The sequence below is a fragment of the Halorubrum cibi genome (genome assembly GCF_900182635.1).
Taxonomy (GTDB): domain Archaea; phylum Halobacteriota; class Halobacteria; order Halobacteriales; family Haloferacaceae; genus Halorubrum; species Halorubrum cibi.
Window position 1 is genome coordinate 514,076 of record NZ_FXTD01000001.1, and the last position, 14,194, is coordinate 528,269.

The window sequence follows — 14,194 nt, forward strand, 5'->3', positions numbered from 1 at the left end:
GGCGTCGAACCGCCACCCATGTCCGTCGTCTCGCTTTTCCCCTCGGCGACGGAGGTCGCGGCGGCGCTCGGCGTCACGCCCGCCGCGGTCTCCCACCAGTGCGACCGCCCGCCGGCGGCGGCCGACCGCCCGACGCTCACCGGACTCGTTCGCGACCTCGAGGACGACCCCGAAACGCTCGACCGGGACGTCGCCCACGACGACACCTACTACCTCGACGGCGACGCGCTCGCGGCGGCCGACCCGGACGCGATACTCACTCAGGGCGTCTGTGCCGTCTGCGCGCTCGACGCCGGGCTCGCCCGCCGGGCGGTCGAGCGACTCGATCTCGACGCCACGGTGCTCGACGTTCACGCGGACGATCTCGCGGACGTGCTCGCGAACGTCGAGCGGATCGGCGAGGCGGTCGGTCGTCCGAACGCCGCGGCCGAACTGCGCGCCGATCTCGAAACCCGAATCGACGCCGTCGCCGGCGCGGTTCCGGACGGAACCGTGGAGGACGGAATCGCGGGGGGCGGAACCGTGGAGGACGGAATCGCGGGGGGCGGAACCGTGGAGGACGGAATCGCGGGGGGCGGAACGGACCCCGGTTCCCGCCCTCGCGTCGCCGTCCTCGACTGGACGGACCCGATCCGCCACGGCGGGCTCTGGATCCCCGACCTGATCCGGATCGCCGGCGGGGAACCCGGGCTCGTGGCGGCCGGCGAGCGCTCGCGGGCGGTCGACCCGGCGGAACTGCGCGCGTTCGACCCGGAAGTGCTCGTCGTCGGCCCCTGTAGCGCCGACGTCGACGAGGCTCACGGACGGGCGCGCGACCTGCTGGAACGCGAGTCGTTCGACGGAACCGCCGCGGTGCGGGAGGGACGGGTGTACGCGATGGACGGCACCGCCTACCTGAACCGCCACAGCCACCGGGTCGTCGACGCGCTCGAGGCGCTCGCGGGCCTGATCCACCCGGACCGATTCGAGGCGGACGGGAGCGGCAGCGAGGACGCGAAGGTCAGACGCGTCGGTCGAGCCGCAACACGGTGAGCGTCTCGAACGGGAACGACTCCTCGCGGGCGACCGCGTGATCGAAGCCGGCCGCCTCGACTAACGCCAGCACCTCCTCGTACCCGGTGAGCGAGGAGACGAGCAGGAAGACGACGCCGTCTGGCGCGAGCACCCGCCCCACGTCGGCGAGGAACGGCTCGATGAGCTCCCGGCCGGACTCGCCGCCCGAGAGCGCGTGCTCCATCCAGTCGTCCCACTCGTTCTCGGGGTCGGTCGGGAGGTACGGCGGGTTGAAACACACCGTGTCGAACGCGTCGTCGCGGAACGGCTCGAGCAGGTCGGCGACGACCGCCTCCACGCCGCGGTCGTGAGCCTCCCGCGCCGCGTGCGGGTTGCGGTCGCTGCCCACGACGCTGAGTCCGCGCTCCTCGGCGATCCGTTCGGCGACCCAGCCGGAGCCGGTGCCGACTTCCAGCACGCGGCCGCGCGCGCCCTCGACGGCCGCCTCCGCCAGCAGTCCGGAATCCTCGGCGGGCTGGTACACCGTCGGTCCGTCGCGGTCGAGGCGGTTCACGATCCCTCCGAGCCGTCCGTCTCACCCGACGGCGTCGGTTCGCCCTCGACGCCGCCGCCGATCCGGGCCTCCAGCTCGGCGTCGGCCCCCTCGGTTCGACTCGAGAGCGTCTGCTGCGGGAAGGGGATCGTGATCCCCTCCTCTTCGAACGCGGTCTTGATCGCGCCCATGACCGCGGTCTGGGTCCGCCACCGCTTGCGCATGCTCGGGTTCGTGATCCAGTAGCGGACCCCGAAGACGACAGCCGAGTCGGCGAATCGCTTCGTCACGACGTCGGGCTGAGGCATCCGGGCCACCCCGTCGATCCCGGATATCGCCTCCTCGACGACCTCCACCGCCCGGTCGAGGTCGGTCGTGTAGTCGACGCCGACCTCGATCTCGATCCGGAGCCGGTTCCGCCGCGACCGGTCGACGACCGCGCCGGCGCGGACTTCGTCGTTCGGGAGCGTCACCACCTCCCCGTCGAACGAGCGGAGCCGCGTGTTGATGATCGAGATCTCCGTGACGGTCCCCTCGAACTCGCCGATCGACACCCAGTCGCCCACCTCGAACGGCCGCGAGAACATCAGGACGAACCCGGCGAGGACTGCCCCGAGCGTCTGTCTGGCGGCCATCCCCACCACGATCCCGAGGAACCCCGCCCCGACGAGGAGGCTGCCGACGTTGTCGGTGAAGAGTCCGATCGTCACGAGCACGACGAGGGTGTACACGCTCAACTGGACGATCCGTCGGAGCATCTCCTCCTGGTGTTCGGAGATCGCCGTGCTCTCGACGGAGAGCTCGCGGATCACGCCCCCGAGGAAGTCGGTGATCGCGTACGCGCTCGCGAGCAGTATCACCGCCAGCACGACGTTCGACAGCTGGTCCGCGATCGCGGCCGACTGGAACGCGTCGACGAGCGCTCCACTGCGCTCCCAGACGACGAGGAGCGAGAGCACCCCCACGGCGGTCGTCCCCGCAACCGTCGTCGAGAGCGCCAGCCGCCGCTTCGAGGAGAGCTCCTCGTCCCGCCGTTTCAGCCGCCCGACGACCAGCCGGACGCCGACGACGGCCGCGAGGATCGCCGCCGTGAGGAGGATCCGCCGGACGTTCCCGCTCACGAGCCGGTCGAGGTCGGCGAGCACGCCGACGAGGGCTCCGACCCCGCCGGTCATCGTCTCACGCCTCCGGTTCGGCTCCGGCCGATCACGGTTTCACGGCTCCACGGCATCGTCTCACGCCTCCGCCGGCGACCCGTGCTCGCGGGCGAGCTCCGCCAACGCCGCGAACGCCGAGGGATCGAGCGTTCCCGGCCGTCGGGAGAGGACGTCCTCCCCGGCCGCGTCGACGACCGCGTCGGGGCGATCGAGCCCCGAGATGTGCGCCGTGTTGCGGATCGCGTTCCGGACGGTCTTGCGCCGCTGGGTGAAAAGCGCCTTCACGAACCGGAGGAAGAACGCCTCGTCGCCGACCTCGTAGTCGGGGTCCCGCGGCGTACAGCGGACGACCGCGCTCTCGACCGCGGGCTGGGGGTCGAACGCCTCCTTGGGGATCCGCTCGACTATCTCGACGTCCGCGTAGTGCTGTGCGGAGACCGAGAGTCGCCCGTACGCGGACTCGCCGGCCGACGCGACCATCCGGTCGGCGAACTCCGCCTGGAAGGTCAACACGAGCGGCTTCCCCTCGGGGAGCAGCCGGAAGGTGATCTCCGAGGAGATCCCGTACGGCAGGTTCGCGACGCAGGCGGTGAACGGCGGGAGATCGACCGCGAGGGCGTCCCCCTCGATCACCTCGAGGGTTCCCGCGTCGACCGCGTCGGCGAACTCCTCGCGGAGGAACGCGGCGAACGGGGGGTCGCGCTCGATCACGGTCACCCGGCCGGCGGGATCCGGGTCGTTCGCGCCAACCGTCGCGAGCAGCCGGTCCGTGAGCGCGCCCGCCCCGCCGCCGACCTCGAGGACGTGGCTCACGTCCGCGTCCTCGGGGAGGTACGCGGACAGCCGGTCGAGGACCCGGTCGTCGACGAGGAAGTGTTGATCGTTGTCGGGGTTCGCGCGGGTGCCGGCCCGCCGCGCGAGCGAGTCGGGGTCGCGGGTTCCGTACGCGTCCGCGGTCCCCGCCGATCGATCGGTCATGGCCGCGCTACACGTCGGTTCGGGGTAAAAGTCCCGTTTCCGAGTCGATCGCGTCCCGCCGGTTTCGGGTCGACCGGCGTCACTCCTCGTTCCCGACGAACGTCCGGTACTTCAGGTCGTCCTCGCGGATCTCCTCGACGATCCGCTCGAGGATCACCTCGCGGGGGCGGTGGAGTCCCGAGATCCGCTCGGAGACCTCCTCGAAGCTCTCGAAGGGGCCGCGTTTCCGCTCGTCCAGCACCCTGTTCCGAAGCTTCTTGCCGATCCCGGGAAGCAGGTTGAGCTGGTGAAGCCGGAGGGTGATCGCCCCGGCTTCGTTGTAGAAGTCGACGAACCGACGCTCGTCGCCGTCGACGATCGCCTCCACGGCGTACTCGATCTCGGCGGCCGCGTTCCGGGTGAGGCCCTCGAAATCGACCTCGCGGTACCGCGAGACGGCCGGTCCGTCGAGGTCGATCCGGTCGCTCACGGAGACGCCGGCGTCCTCCTCGAGCGACAGCTCGTACAGCCCGAACGACGCCGTGCCGAGGGCGTACGCCACCGGAGACTTCTGGTAGCCCGGCCGGCCGTCGTCCGGTCGGCCGTTCGGGAGGACGTCGAGGAGGACGGCGACGGACCGCCCCTCCGTTCCGTCCCCGGAGGCCGAGCCGCGCTCGTCGACGGTGTCCGTCGGGTTGTCACTCATGCCAACAGGTTCCGCGTCCGAGGGGTAAAAAACCGCTGCCGTCGGGGAAACGTCGAGCCGAAGCCGGCGGTGTGGCCGATCCGCCGCCTCAGGCGTACTTCGCGACGACGTCGAGGACCTCGTCGAGCTCCTCGCCGTCGAGCGAGTACCGCTCCTGGGCGAAGACGGAGCGGAGCTCCGTGCGGTCCTCGGGAAGGAGGTCGGTGATCTTGACCGCGGTCGGCACGTCGATACGATCGAGCTCGGCGAGCTCCTCGACGAGTTCGCGGGACTCCTCGGGATCGAGGTGGCCGAACCGGTTCACGTGCTCGATCGCGCGGGCCAGCTCGTACCGGAGCTCGCGCTCCTCGTCGTCCGCGCGGTCGGCCTCGATATCGGCGAGGATGTCCTTGGCCTCCGCAGTGGTGAGGTACTCCTCGTCCAGCTTCTCCTTGAAGATCGTCATCGTGCTACTGTTGGCTCATGTGGGCGGCGCGGACGATGAGCGTCTTGGTCTTGCCGCCGTCCGTGATCTCGACTTTGAACGCCGCGCCCTGCTTGCCCGTCACGGTGCCGGTCCGTCCGTCGAACCGGGGGTGGAAACGACCCTCCTGGACGCTCGGGTCGATCTTGAGGTGGACCTGCGTGCCCTCCTCGAACTCCTGGATCGCGCGCTGGGGCGGCGAGGTTCCGCGGTCTCTCGGCTTGTTCGACAGCTTGTCTCGAGTGGCCTTCTGGGGTCCATTGGAACTCGGCATGGTCGTTGGGGTACGGTTCCGCTGCCGCAGGTATAAATGGTGCGTTACGTCCCGGAGGAACCGGACGTGGCGGCGTTCGGCCCCGAACGGGCCGGGTGAACGCTTCCGGGAGTGAGTGAAAGACCGACGCGAGACCCCCTATCGAAAGCCCTAATCACGCGTCTCCCCTGATACGTTCGTAATGAGTCATCAGCTGCCGGACGTACAGGCGTCGGCCCCGGACGTCACCGTCGGGCTCTCGCAGGTCGGCGTCACCGGCGTGGAGAAACTCGTCAAACTCGCCCGCGGCGACGACCGACCGATCGTCCTCATGGCCGAGTTCGAGGTGTTCGTCGACCTCCCGAGCGGCCGGAAGGGTATCGACATGTCGCGGAACCTCGCGACGATAGACGAGATTCTGGAGGAGATCACCCGCGAGGAGGCCTACCGCGTCGAGGACGTCTGCGGCGACGCCGCGGAGCGACTCCTGGAGAAACACGACTACACGACCACCGCCGAGGTGTCGATGACGGCGGAGCTCGTCACCCGCGAGGACACCCCGGCCTCCGGACTCGAGACCCAGAGCACGGCGACCATCGTCGCCAGCGCGACCGCGACGGAGGAGGGAACCCGCGCCGAGATCGGCGCGGAGGTCACGGGGATGACGGTGTGTCCCTGCTCGCAGGGGATGAGCGAGTCGCGGGCGCGAGAGAAGCTCGCCGAACTCGGCGTCGACGGGGAGACGACCGACGCCTTCCTCGAGGCGGTCCCGCAGCCCGGTCACTCCCAGCGCGGTCACGCCACGCTGACGATCACCACGGACGGCAGCCCCGAGGTCGACCTCCGAGACGTGATCGACGTCGCCCGCGACTCGATGAGCGCGCGGATCTACAACATGGCGAAACGCCCCGACGAGGACCACATGACCTACCACGCCCACGCGAACGCCAAGTTCGTCGAGGACTGCGTGCGCGCGCTCGCCGAGGGGACGCTCTCGGAGTTCGATCATCTCGCCGACGACGCCGTGATCCGCATGAAGCAGTCGAACGACGAGTCGATCCACCAGCACAACGCGTACGCCGAGCGCGAGGTCACGATGGGCGACCTCCGCGACGAGCTCGGCGAGTAGTCGTCCACCCGACCCGCTTTTCTCCCCTCCGGTATCCTCGATCTGCTCCGAGATCCACCCGCCGCCGTCCCCGACATCGTATATACCTTCCGGCAGAATTCCACACTGTTGGAATATAGATACAAGACTACTTCCGTGGCGATCGGATCCTCGAACGTACTCATGACCGACATCGACATCGAACCCACGGACACGGTCGACGCGCGCGGAGCCGCCTGCCCCGGGCCGCTCATGGACCTCATCGGTCGAGTCCGCTCGGCGAGTCCGGGCGACGTCGTGTTGCTGTTGAGCGATAACGACCAGTCGCTCACGGACGTCTCGGAGTGGATCGACGAGACCGACAACGACCTGCTCGCCGTCGACGAAACGGGCGACGAGTACGGCTTCTACGTGGAGGTCGCGTAGATGGTCCGGCGCGTCGCGATCCTCGGTGGCGGCACCGGCGGGACGGTGCTCGCGAACGACCTCACCGACCGGCTCGCCGCGGAGATCGACGCCGGCGACGTCGAGGTGACCCTGATCAACGACGACCCCGACCACGTGTACAAGCCGGTGTGGTTGTACGTCCCGTTCGGGCAGCGCGAGCCCGCCGACGGCCGGCGACCGCTCCGGGAGCTCGTCGACTCCCGGATCGACCTCGCGATCGACCGGGTGACCGAGATCGATACGGACGAGAAGAAGCTCGCGCTCCGCGACGCCCCGGGCTCGCTCACGTACGACTACCTCGTCGTCGCGACCGGCTCGACGCTCGCACCGGCCGAGGTCCCGGGGCTCGTCGAGGGCGCCCACGACTACTACTCGGAGTCCGGCGCGCTCGCGTTCCGGGAGGAACTGCTCTCGATGACCGAGGGGCACCTCGTCTTGAGCGTCGTCGGCACGCCGCACATGTGTCCCGCCGCGCCCTTGGAGTTCGTCTTCATGGCGGACGACTGGTTCCGCGAGCGCGGACTGCGCGAGGACGTCGAGATCACCTACACCTACCCGATCAATCGCGTCCACGGGAACGCGAACATCGCCGAGTGGGCGCGGCCGCTCATGGACGAGCGCGACATCGACGTGGAGACGTTCTTCAACGCCGAGTCGGTCGATCCCGAGGCGGGAACGATCGCGTCGATGGAGGGAACCGAACTCGACTACGACCTCCTCGTCGGGATCCCGCCGCACCGCGGCGTCGACGTCGTCGACGAGGCGGGCCTCGGCGACCGCGGCTGGGTCGACGTGGATAAACGCACGCTTGAGGCCGAGGCGGCCGACGGCGTCTACGCGATCGGCGACGCCGCGACGACCGGCGTGCCGAAGGCGGGAAGCGTCGCCCACTACCAGGCGGGCGTCGTGGCCCGGCGGATCGCGAGCGAGGTCCGCGACCGTCCCGCGACGGCGACGTACGACGGCAAGACGCTGTGTTTCATCGAGACGGGGATGGACTCGGCCTCGTTCGTCGAGTTCGACTACGAGAACCCGCCGTCGCCGGCACCCGCCTCGGAGAAGCTCCACTGGTCGAAGCTGGCGTACAACGAGTCCTACTGGCTCACCGCACGGGGGTTGCTCTGAGATGCCGGGAGAGAACGTCGACGCCGACGAAACGGACGACCTCGACCGCGACGACCTCGAGGCGATCGTTTCCGAGAACCCCGAGGCGGTCGCGGCGTTCGTCGATCGACTCGACGCGGTCAACGAGTTGCTCGACGTCGTCGCGCTCGGCGAGGCCGCGCTGACCGACGAGATGGCGGTCGAACTCGCCGGCACGGCGTCGACGCTCGCGGAGTCGGCGGACGGGCTGGCGACGGAGGAGACCGTCGGACTCGCGGCGACCGTCGGCGATAACGGCGACGAGCTCCGCGAGGCGATGGAGACGCTGATCGAGCTCCAGCGGAGCGGCACCTTGGACGAGCTCGCGGAGCTCGGACAGGTCGGCTCGCTCGCGACCGCCGCGCTCGACGACGGAATGGTCCGATCGCTCGCGGGCACCGGGGCCGCGCTCGGCGAGGTCGCGGACGCCGCGGCCGACGAGGAGGTCCGCGAGGGGACGAAGACGCTCCTGGAGGGGCTCGGTGCGGCCCAGCAGAGCGAGCCCTCGAGGGTGGGTGCCGTCGGGCTCGCGCGCGGGCTCCGCGACCCCGAGATCCAGTACGGACTGGGGTACGTGCTCGCGCTGTCGAAGGCCATCGGGCGGTCGCGGTCGCCGGAAAACGAGTCCTAACGGTTCCGAACACGCGTTCTTCGCTCGGGTCGAAACGGGTCGGTTCGTGCGTCGCCGAGGCGGCTCAGACGAGCAGTTGGATGTCGGCGTCGGCCATGTCCTGGAAGGCCGATGCCGCGCCCACGCCGGTCGTCACGCCGTCGTAGAAGTCGTCCTCGTCGTAGCCGAGGAGATCGATCGTCATCTGACACGCCTGGAGGTCGACGCCGCTCGCGAGGGAGGTCTCGATCAGCTCCTCGACGGACGCCACGTCGTTGTCCTCGATCCGGTTGCGCATCATCCGGGCGGTCATCCGGTCCATTCCCGGAAGCGCGGCGATGGCGTTCGGAACGGGCATGTTGGGGTTGCCGACGGAGCTCAACCCGAGGTCCTTCGAGTTCTCCTCGTGGAGGATCTCGAGCCCCCAGAAGGTGTGGAAGACGGTGACGTCGTAGCCGAACGCGGCGGCGGTGCTCGCGAGGATGAGCGGGGGGTACGCCATGTCGAGCGTTCCCTTCGTCGCGATGATCACCATCTTGTCGGCGTTGCCCTCGTCGACCTCGCTCCGGAGGTCGGAGACCTCGGTCTCGAGCGCCTCGATCTGCGCGCGCAGATCGGCGACGTCGTCGGACGGCGAGTTCTCGCCCGACGACGGCGGTGTGTCCGCGCTCATCTCACTCGGCCTTCCGGACGTAGTGTTTGTACACCGCCGTCCCGTCCTCGGTGGCCTCCTCCTGGTCGACCATCTCCGCGCCGTCGGTCGACTCGGCCCAGCCCTTGATGTCGCTCATGCTCCCCGAGTCCGTCGAGACGATCTCGAGGACGTCGCCGGCGGCGAGGCCGTCGAACGCCCCCTTCGTCTTGATGACCGGCATCGGGCAGTTCTGTCCTTTCACGTCGAGCGTCTCGGTCGCAGTTTCCGTGCTCATGGTTGGGATCCCCGTGTTGGGGCTACCACACAATATTGGGTGTCTGATGATAAGTGTGTCGATTCTTGTGGTTGACCTGAACAACTGAACGACACCACGGCCCGATCCTACTATATTATAGATTGCTACGCGCGAGAACGGATAGATCGACCGATAAAACACATAGAGATGCGTGAACTCTATCGCACGTCTCTCTATGTATATTGTATATCTTGTACACCATTATGAGAACATTTAAGTCAGTACGTCCGATAGTGGGTGGTGTACATGGACGCAGACGAGATGGACTTTCCGACGCCGGACTCGGACGTCGACTCGATCGCACCCGAAACGCTCAAAGACCGCATCGACGACGGAGAGTCGGTGACGCTGCTCGACGCGCGGATGTCGAGCGACTACGAGGAGTGGCGCATCGACGGCGAGAACGTCGAATCGATCAACGCGCCCTACTTCCACTTCCTCGACGAGGAGATCGACGACGCCGTCCTCGATTCGATCCCCGACGACGAGCACGTCACCGTGCTCTGTGCGAAGGGCGGCGCGAGCGAGTACGTCGCGGGCGCGCTCGCCGACCGCGGCTACGACGTCGATCACCTCGAGGACGGCATGAACGGCTGGGCATCGATCTACGAGACCCACGAGGTCACCGACTACGACGGGCCGGGAACGCTCCTCCAGTACCAGCGCCCCTCGAGCGGCTGTCTCGGCTACCTGTTGTACGACGGCGACGAGGCCGCCGTGGTCGACCCGCTTCGCGCGTTCACCGACCGGTACCTCGCCGACGCCGAGGAGCTCGGCGTCGAACTGACGTACGCGTTCGACACGCACGTGCACGCGGACCACGTCTCGGGGCTCCGCGAACTGGCCGACGAGGGCGTCGAGGCGGTCCTGCCGTCCGCCGCCGCCGACCGCGGCGTCACCTACGCGGACGAGGTCACGCTGACGACCGACGGCGACGAGTTCGCGGTCGGGTCGGCGACGGTCGAGACCGTGTTCACCCCCGGCCACACCACCGGGATGACCTCCTATCTGCTCGGCGGAAGCCTGCTCGCGACCGGCGACGGCCTCTTCATCGAGAGCGTCGCCCGCCCGGACCTCGAGGAGGGCGACGAGGGTGCCCCCGAGGCCGCCCGGATGCTGTACGACTCGCTACAGAACCGCGTGTTGGCGTTCGATGACGACGTCCTCGTCGGCGGTGCGCACTTCAGCGACGCGGCCGAATCCGCCGCTGACGGGACGTACACCGCGCCGATCGGCGAGCTCCGCGAGCGCATGGACGCGCTCTCGGCCGACGAGGATACCTTCGTCGAGACCGTCCTCGCGGACATGCCGCCCCGACCGGCCAACTACGAGGAGGTCATCGCAACCAATCTCGGGCAGAACGCCGTCGACGACGACGAGGCGTTCACGCTCGAGCTCGGCCCGAACAACTGCGCCGCGAGCCAGGATGCGCTCACGAGCGACGACTGATCCGACCGTGACCCCCGATCAGGTCGCGACACGGAACGCGACGGATCCGTCCGACATCGGAGGTGACCGCCGATGATCGCCGGCGTTCTCGCCGACCTGCTCGGGGCTGGGACCGTCGACGTGCTGTTTCCGAACGGGATCTCGCGGTACGCGATCGGCGGGCTGCTCGTCGGGCTCGGGACCGTCCTGATCTACCTCGGTACGGGGATCACGGCGGGCGCGAGCACGTTCCTCGAGTCGACGCTCTCGTACGTCTCGGGGCGGTCCCGGTTCACGCAGTACCGCCCGTCGCGTGACTGGCGCGTCGTGTTCACCCTCGGGATAATCGGCGGTGCGGCCGTCTACGCGCTGATCTATCAGGGCGACCCCTGGTCGATCGCGGGCAGCGCCTGGACGACCGAGGTCTCGCCGTGGCGGCTGTTCCTCGGCGGGATCCTCGTCGGGATCGGCACCCGCGTCGGGAAGGGGTGTACCTCCGGCCACGGCATCTGCGGCGTGGGGTCGGTCTCCCGCACGTCGCTCGTCGGCGTGGCGACGTTCCTCGTCGTCGCGATCGTGACCGCGAACGCGGTCTCGGCGCTGGGGGTGGGGCTTTGAGCCGACATCCCCTCTTCATGCCACTGATACTCGTCGGCGGGCTCGTCTTCGGCTTCGGGCTCGGGTTCAGCCACATGGCCCGTCCGGAGGTCGTCTTGGACTTCCTGACGTTCGACGACTTCGGGCTGCTGTTCGTGATGTTCGGCGGCTCGATCGTCGCCGGCATCGCGTTCTGGACGCTGCCGAAGCTGCGGAATTCGGCCCCGTTGACGGGGCGACCGTACGGCCGTCGGCTGAAGTCGTTCGACCGGAACGTCCTCGTCGGCGGCTCGATCTTCGGCGTCGGCTGGGGGCTCTCGGGGATCTGTCCCGGCGCGGCCTACGCCAGCCTCGGCGTCGGCAACTGGCCGATCCTCTACGCGATCGGCGGGATGTTCATCGGCGCGTACGCACAGGGCGTCTGGCGCAGCCGGGACGCCGCCGACGCGAGCGCGGCCGCGCCGAGCGACGATTAGACCCACGCGCTCGCTTCCGCGTCCCGGTCCGTCCTCCTGTCGCTTCTTTCTCTCTCGCCCGTTGCCGCGCTCACGACACGATACACCACCATGACGAACGAACGCTCCGATTCGACCGACTCGACCGCCTCGACCGATCCGATCGACTCGACCGACACCGTCGACGACGGACCGTCTGTCCCGATCGACCGCGTCGTCGAGATCGCGACCGACCTGCTCGGGTACGACACGCGGAACCCGCCCGGTGACGTCCGCGAGATCGTCGATCACGTCGACGACCTGCTGTCGGCCGCCGGCTTCGAGACCGAGCGCGTCGCCACCGATCCGGCGAAGCCGAACCTGCTCGCGACCTTGCCCGGCCGGACGGACCGAACCCTACTGTACAACGGCCACGTCGACACCGTCCCGTTCGACGCCGACGCGTGGACGCGCGATCCGCTGGGCGAGCGCGACGGCGACCGGATATACGGCCGCGGAGCGACCGACATGAAGGGACCGCTCGCGGCGATGCTGGCCGCCGGGGAGACGCTCGCCGCGGACAACGCCGACCCCTCGGTCACCCTCGCGTTCGCGGTCGTGGGCGACGAGGAGACGGGCGGCGACGCCGGCGTCGACACGCTCGTCGGGAGCGACGCGTTCGACCGGGTCGCCCCCGACGGTTGCGTCATCGGCGAGACGACCTGTTCGCGTGGTAGCCACTCGGTCACCGTCGCCGACCGCGGGAGCATCTGGCTGACGCTGCGCGCCGAGGGGACGGCCGCGCACGGCTCGCGTCCGTCGCTCGGCGACAACGCGATCGACCGCCTCTGGGAGGCCGTCTCACTGCTCCGTTCGCGGCTCACGGCGCGGGAGTTCGACCTCGACGCGGCGCTCCGACCGATCGTCGAGGAGTCGGTAGAGTACTACGAGCCGACGCTCGGCGCGGCCGCCGCGCGCGACCTGTTCGAACACCCGACCGTGAACCTCGGGACGATCGAGGGGGGCGAGGCGGTGAACACCGTCCCGGACGCGGCGACCGCCCGGCTGGACGTGCGGCTGACCGCGGGCGTCGAGACCGCGGACGTGCTCGCGGACGTCCGCGACTGTCTCGCCGAGTTCTCCGCCGTCTCCATCGCCGACGTGAGCTGGTCGGTGGGGAGCTACGAGCCCGTCGACGGGCCACTCGTCGGGGCAGTCGCCGACACCGCGGCCGCCGTCTCCGGCGAGCGCGTCTACCGCCGGAGCGCCACCGGCGGCGGGGACGCGAAGACGTTCCGTCACGCCGGCGTCCCCACCGTGGAGTTCGCGTTCGGCACCGACACGGTCCACGCGGTCGACGAGTACACCACCCTCGAGGCGTTGACGCGCAACGCCGAGGTGTACGCCCGGCTACCGGCGACGTTGGCAGAGCAGATAGGGCGGTAGGGCAGTAGGGCGGTAGAGCGATCCCCTCCCGAAGCGAGCCTTTAAGACGCTTCGAAGCCAATAGTGTGTATGAGTTCCAATACTGTGTCGTCGGATGGCGGCGATCACGCCGAGGGAACCACCCACGGTCGACCGACCGCGCTGGCCGACGAGGCCGCCCTCGACGACTTCCTCGCGGGCACCGACGCCGCGCTCGTCGAGTTCTACACCGAAGGATGCGGGATCTGTGCGAGCATGGAGCCCGTCCTCGGCAACGTCGCGCGTACGGTCGAGGTCGACGTGGCGCTTCTCAACCCCCGCGACGACCCGCCGCTCGTCGAGCGCTTCGACGTGCGCAGCGTCCCGCTCTTCGTCCTCTTCGTCGACGGCGAGCCGGTCGCGCGGCGCGCGGAGGGGTTCATCCCCGGCGACGACCTGGCCGCGTGGATACGCGAGCACGTCGAGTAGGATCGTCGTTCGGCTCCTCGTTCCGTCTTATATGTTTTCAGATCTGTCCTCGTCCGAGACGGCCGATATGATTTGACTGCTTATAGAACGGGTGTTTCGTGGGTGAACCGGATGGATAGAAGAGGATCGTTGCTGACGCGGTGAACACTCACAAAGCCCCAGCCGCGAGGACTCGCGTGACTCGCTGTGCTCCTCAGTCGCTCGTTTCACTCGCTCCTTGCGGTGCTTGCGTCGTCAGGCATCGCCCTCGCGACTGCCCCTTTGAGTCCCACCCCGACCCGCACAGCCCCGCACCTCACGCCTCCCCAGCCTCGCGGCTCCCTCCGGTCGCCGCGTCCCTCGCGGTCGGGTTCGCGCCCTCCGGGCGCTCACCGGCGCGCCACCGCACCACCAATGATCGTTGCTTATGCTCTGTTGAAGAGCGATCTTATCAGCGGATATCACCGGTTTAGAAGGGTGAAGCCGAGGAAATCGAACCTGCCATGGAAATCGATATCCTCGA

18 protein-coding genes are annotated in these 14,194 nt (G+C 68.8%); 10 read left to right on the forward strand and 8 right to left on the reverse strand.

Annotated features, from left to right (window positions below; all coding sequences use genetic code 11):
- Window positions 1-18 precede the first annotated feature (18 nt).
- Window positions 19-1,032 carry an ABC transporter substrate-binding protein gene (locus tag FN829_RS02475; protein ID WP_142985408.1) on the forward strand — a complete coding sequence of 338 codons (1,014 nt, stop codon included), beginning with the start codon at window positions 19-21 and terminating at the stop codon, window positions 1,030-1,032.
- Here FN829_RS02475 and FN829_RS02480 read toward each other — a convergent pair.
- The 6 genes from FN829_RS02480 to FN829_RS02505 all read right to left on the reverse strand — a co-directional run bounded on the left by FN829_RS02480 (window position 1,001) and on the right by FN829_RS02505 (window position 5,103).
- Window positions 1,001-1,567 carry a HemK2/MTQ2 family protein methyltransferase gene (locus tag FN829_RS02480; protein ID WP_246066425.1) on the reverse strand — a complete coding sequence of 189 codons (567 nt, stop codon included), beginning with the start codon at window positions 1,565-1,567 and terminating at the stop codon, window positions 1,001-1,003. The two genes, FN829_RS02475 and FN829_RS02480, sit on opposite strands and share 32 nt — an antisense overlap.
- Window positions 1,564-2,721, reverse strand: a complete 1,158-nt coding sequence (locus FN829_RS02485; RefSeq protein ID WP_142985410.1) for a mechanosensitive ion channel family protein — start codon at window positions 2,719-2,721, stop codon at window positions 1,564-1,566. The genes FN829_RS02480 and FN829_RS02485 overlap by 4 nt, the downstream gene beginning before the upstream one ends.
- Before the next feature lie 60 nt (window positions 2,722-2,781).
- Window positions 2,782-3,681, reverse strand: coding sequence for a 16S ribosomal RNA methyltransferase A (locus FN829_RS02490; RefSeq protein WP_142985411.1), 900 nt, complete (start codon window positions 3,679-3,681; stop codon window positions 2,782-2,784).
- Between the two features lie 79 nt (window positions 3,682-3,760).
- The gene (locus tag FN829_RS02495; protein ID WP_142985412.1) at window positions 3,761-4,366 is read right to left on the reverse strand and encodes a DUF655 domain-containing protein; all 606 of its coding nucleotides are present in this window, start codon (window positions 4,364-4,366) and stop codon (window positions 3,761-3,763) included.
- An 88-nt stretch (window positions 4,367-4,454) separates the two neighbouring features.
- Window positions 4,455-4,811, reverse strand: a complete 357-nt coding sequence (locus tag FN829_RS02500) for an RNA polymerase Rpb4 family protein (protein ID WP_142985413.1) — start codon at window positions 4,809-4,811, stop codon at window positions 4,455-4,457.
- Between the two features lie 4 nt (window positions 4,812-4,815).
- Window positions 4,816-5,103, reverse strand: a complete 288-nt coding sequence (locus tag FN829_RS02505) for a 50S ribosomal protein L21e (RefSeq protein ID WP_142985414.1) — start codon at window positions 5,101-5,103, stop codon at window positions 4,816-4,818.
- Window positions 5,104-5,284: 181 nt separating this feature from the next.
- Here FN829_RS02505 and mptA point away from each other — a divergent pair, with 181 nt between their 5' ends.
- The 4 genes from mptA (at window position 5,285) to FN829_RS02525 (ending at window position 8,411) form a co-directional block, all read left to right on the forward strand.
- Window positions 5,285-6,211, forward strand: coding sequence for a GTP cyclohydrolase MptA (mptA, locus tag FN829_RS02510; protein WP_142985415.1), 927 nt, complete (start codon window positions 5,285-5,287; stop codon window positions 6,209-6,211).
- Window positions 6,212-6,373: 162 nt separating this feature from the next.
- Entirely contained in the window at window positions 6,374-6,616 is a 243-nt protein-coding gene (locus FN829_RS02515; protein WP_142985447.1) for a sulfurtransferase TusA family protein, read from the forward strand.
- Window positions 6,617-7,762: an NAD(P)/FAD-dependent oxidoreductase gene (locus FN829_RS02520; RefSeq protein WP_142985416.1), complete on the forward strand. Its 1,146-nt coding sequence runs from the start codon at window positions 6,617-6,619 to the stop codon at window positions 7,760-7,762.
- A 1-nt stretch (window position 7,763) separates the two neighbouring features.
- Complete coding sequence (locus tag FN829_RS02525) at window positions 7,764-8,411, forward strand: DUF1641 domain-containing protein (protein ID WP_142985417.1); 648 nt, start codon at window positions 7,764-7,766, stop codon at window positions 8,409-8,411.
- Window positions 8,412-8,475: 64 nt separating this feature from the next.
- Here FN829_RS02525 and FN829_RS02530 read toward each other — a convergent pair whose 3' ends face one another.
- Together FN829_RS02530 and FN829_RS02535 are read right to left on the reverse strand one after the other, a co-directional pair.
- On the reverse strand, window positions 8,476-9,063 hold the full coding sequence (locus FN829_RS02530; RefSeq protein ID WP_142985418.1) for a DsrE/DsrF/DrsH-like family protein: 588 nt from the start codon (window positions 9,061-9,063) through the stop codon (window positions 8,476-8,478).
- Window position 9,064: 1 nt separating this feature from the next.
- Window positions 9,065-9,319: a sulfurtransferase TusA family protein gene (locus FN829_RS02535; RefSeq protein ID WP_142985419.1), complete on the reverse strand. Its 255-nt coding sequence runs from the start codon at window positions 9,317-9,319 to the stop codon at window positions 9,065-9,067.
- A 267-nt stretch (window positions 9,320-9,586) separates the two neighbouring features.
- Between FN829_RS02535 and FN829_RS02540 the strand changes: the two genes are divergently transcribed.
- The 5 genes from FN829_RS02540 (at window position 9,587) to FN829_RS02560 (ending at window position 13,692) form a co-directional block, all read left to right on the forward strand.
- A complete protein-coding gene (locus tag FN829_RS02540) occupies window positions 9,587-10,789 on the forward strand; it encodes an MBL fold metallo-hydrolase (RefSeq protein ID WP_142985420.1) in 1,203 nt (400 codons plus the stop codon).
- A 72-nt stretch (window positions 10,790-10,861) separates the two neighbouring features.
- Window positions 10,862-11,386 carry a YeeE/YedE family protein gene (locus tag FN829_RS02545; RefSeq protein ID WP_142985421.1) on the forward strand — a complete coding sequence of 175 codons (525 nt, stop codon included), beginning with the start codon at window positions 10,862-10,864 and terminating at the stop codon, window positions 11,384-11,386.
- Window positions 11,387-11,403: 17 nt separating this feature from the next.
- Window positions 11,404-11,841, forward strand: coding sequence for a YeeE/YedE family protein (locus tag FN829_RS02550; protein ID WP_142985422.1), 438 nt, complete (start codon window positions 11,404-11,406; stop codon window positions 11,839-11,841).
- 90 nt (window positions 11,842-11,931) lie between these two features.
- Window positions 11,932-13,245 carry a M20 family metallopeptidase gene (locus FN829_RS02555; protein ID WP_142985423.1) on the forward strand — a complete coding sequence of 438 codons (1,314 nt, stop codon included), beginning with the start codon at window positions 11,932-11,934 and terminating at the stop codon, window positions 13,243-13,245.
- Window positions 13,246-13,314: 69 nt separating this feature from the next.
- On the forward strand, window positions 13,315-13,692 hold the full coding sequence (locus FN829_RS02560) for a thioredoxin family protein (RefSeq protein ID WP_142985424.1): 378 nt from the start codon (window positions 13,315-13,317) through the stop codon (window positions 13,690-13,692).
- The last annotated feature ends 502 nt before the right edge of the window (window positions 13,693-14,194 follow it).

Excerpts from the sequence above, each read along its gene's own strand:
- FN829_RS02475 (WP_142985408.1), top strand. The coding sequence starts at position 19 with ATGTCCGTCGTCTCGCTTTTCCCCTCGGCGACGGAGGTCGCGGCGGCG.
- FN829_RS02485 (WP_142985410.1), bottom strand. The coding sequence starts at position 2,721 with ATGACCGGCGGGGTCGGAGCCCTCGTCGGCGTGCTCGCCGACCTCGAC.
- FN829_RS02490 (WP_142985411.1), bottom strand. The coding sequence starts at position 3,681 with ATGACCGATCGATCGGCGGGGACCGCGGACGCGTACGGAACCCGCGAC.
- FN829_RS02495 (WP_142985412.1), bottom strand. The coding sequence starts at position 4,366 with ATGAGTGACAACCCGACGGACACCGTCGACGAGCGCGGCTCGGCCTCC.
- FN829_RS02500 (WP_142985413.1), bottom strand. The coding sequence starts at position 4,811 with ATGACGATCTTCAAGGAGAAGCTGGACGAGGAGTACCTCACCACTGCG.
- FN829_RS02505 (WP_142985414.1), bottom strand. The coding sequence starts at position 5,103 with ATGCCGAGTTCCAATGGACCCCAGAAGGCCACTCGAGACAAGCTGTCG.
- mptA (WP_142985415.1), top strand. The coding sequence starts at position 5,285 with ATGAGTCATCAGCTGCCGGACGTACAGGCGTCGGCCCCGGACGTCACC.
- FN829_RS02515 (WP_142985447.1), top strand. The coding sequence starts at position 6,374 with ATGACCGACATCGACATCGAACCCACGGACACGGTCGACGCGCGCGGA.
- FN829_RS02520 (WP_142985416.1), top strand. The coding sequence starts at position 6,617 with ATGGTCCGGCGCGTCGCGATCCTCGGTGGCGGCACCGGCGGGACGGTG.
- FN829_RS02525 (WP_142985417.1), top strand. The coding sequence starts at position 7,764 with ATGCCGGGAGAGAACGTCGACGCCGACGAAACGGACGACCTCGACCGC.
- FN829_RS02530 (WP_142985418.1), bottom strand. The coding sequence starts at position 9,063 with ATGAGCGCGGACACACCGCCGTCGTCGGGCGAGAACTCGCCGTCCGAC.
- FN829_RS02535 (WP_142985419.1), bottom strand. The coding sequence starts at position 9,319 with ATGAGCACGGAAACTGCGACCGAGACGCTCGACGTGAAAGGACAGAAC.
- FN829_RS02540 (WP_142985420.1), top strand. The coding sequence starts at position 9,587 with ATGGACGCAGACGAGATGGACTTTCCGACGCCGGACTCGGACGTCGAC.
- FN829_RS02545 (WP_142985421.1), top strand. The coding sequence starts at position 10,862 with ATGATCGCCGGCGTTCTCGCCGACCTGCTCGGGGCTGGGACCGTCGAC.
- FN829_RS02550 (WP_142985422.1), top strand. The coding sequence starts at position 11,404 with ATGCCACTGATACTCGTCGGCGGGCTCGTCTTCGGCTTCGGGCTCGGG.
- FN829_RS02555 (WP_142985423.1), top strand. The coding sequence starts at position 11,932 with ATGACGAACGAACGCTCCGATTCGACCGACTCGACCGCCTCGACCGAT.
- FN829_RS02560 (WP_142985424.1), top strand. The coding sequence starts at position 13,315 with ATGAGTTCCAATACTGTGTCGTCGGATGGCGGCGATCACGCCGAGGGA.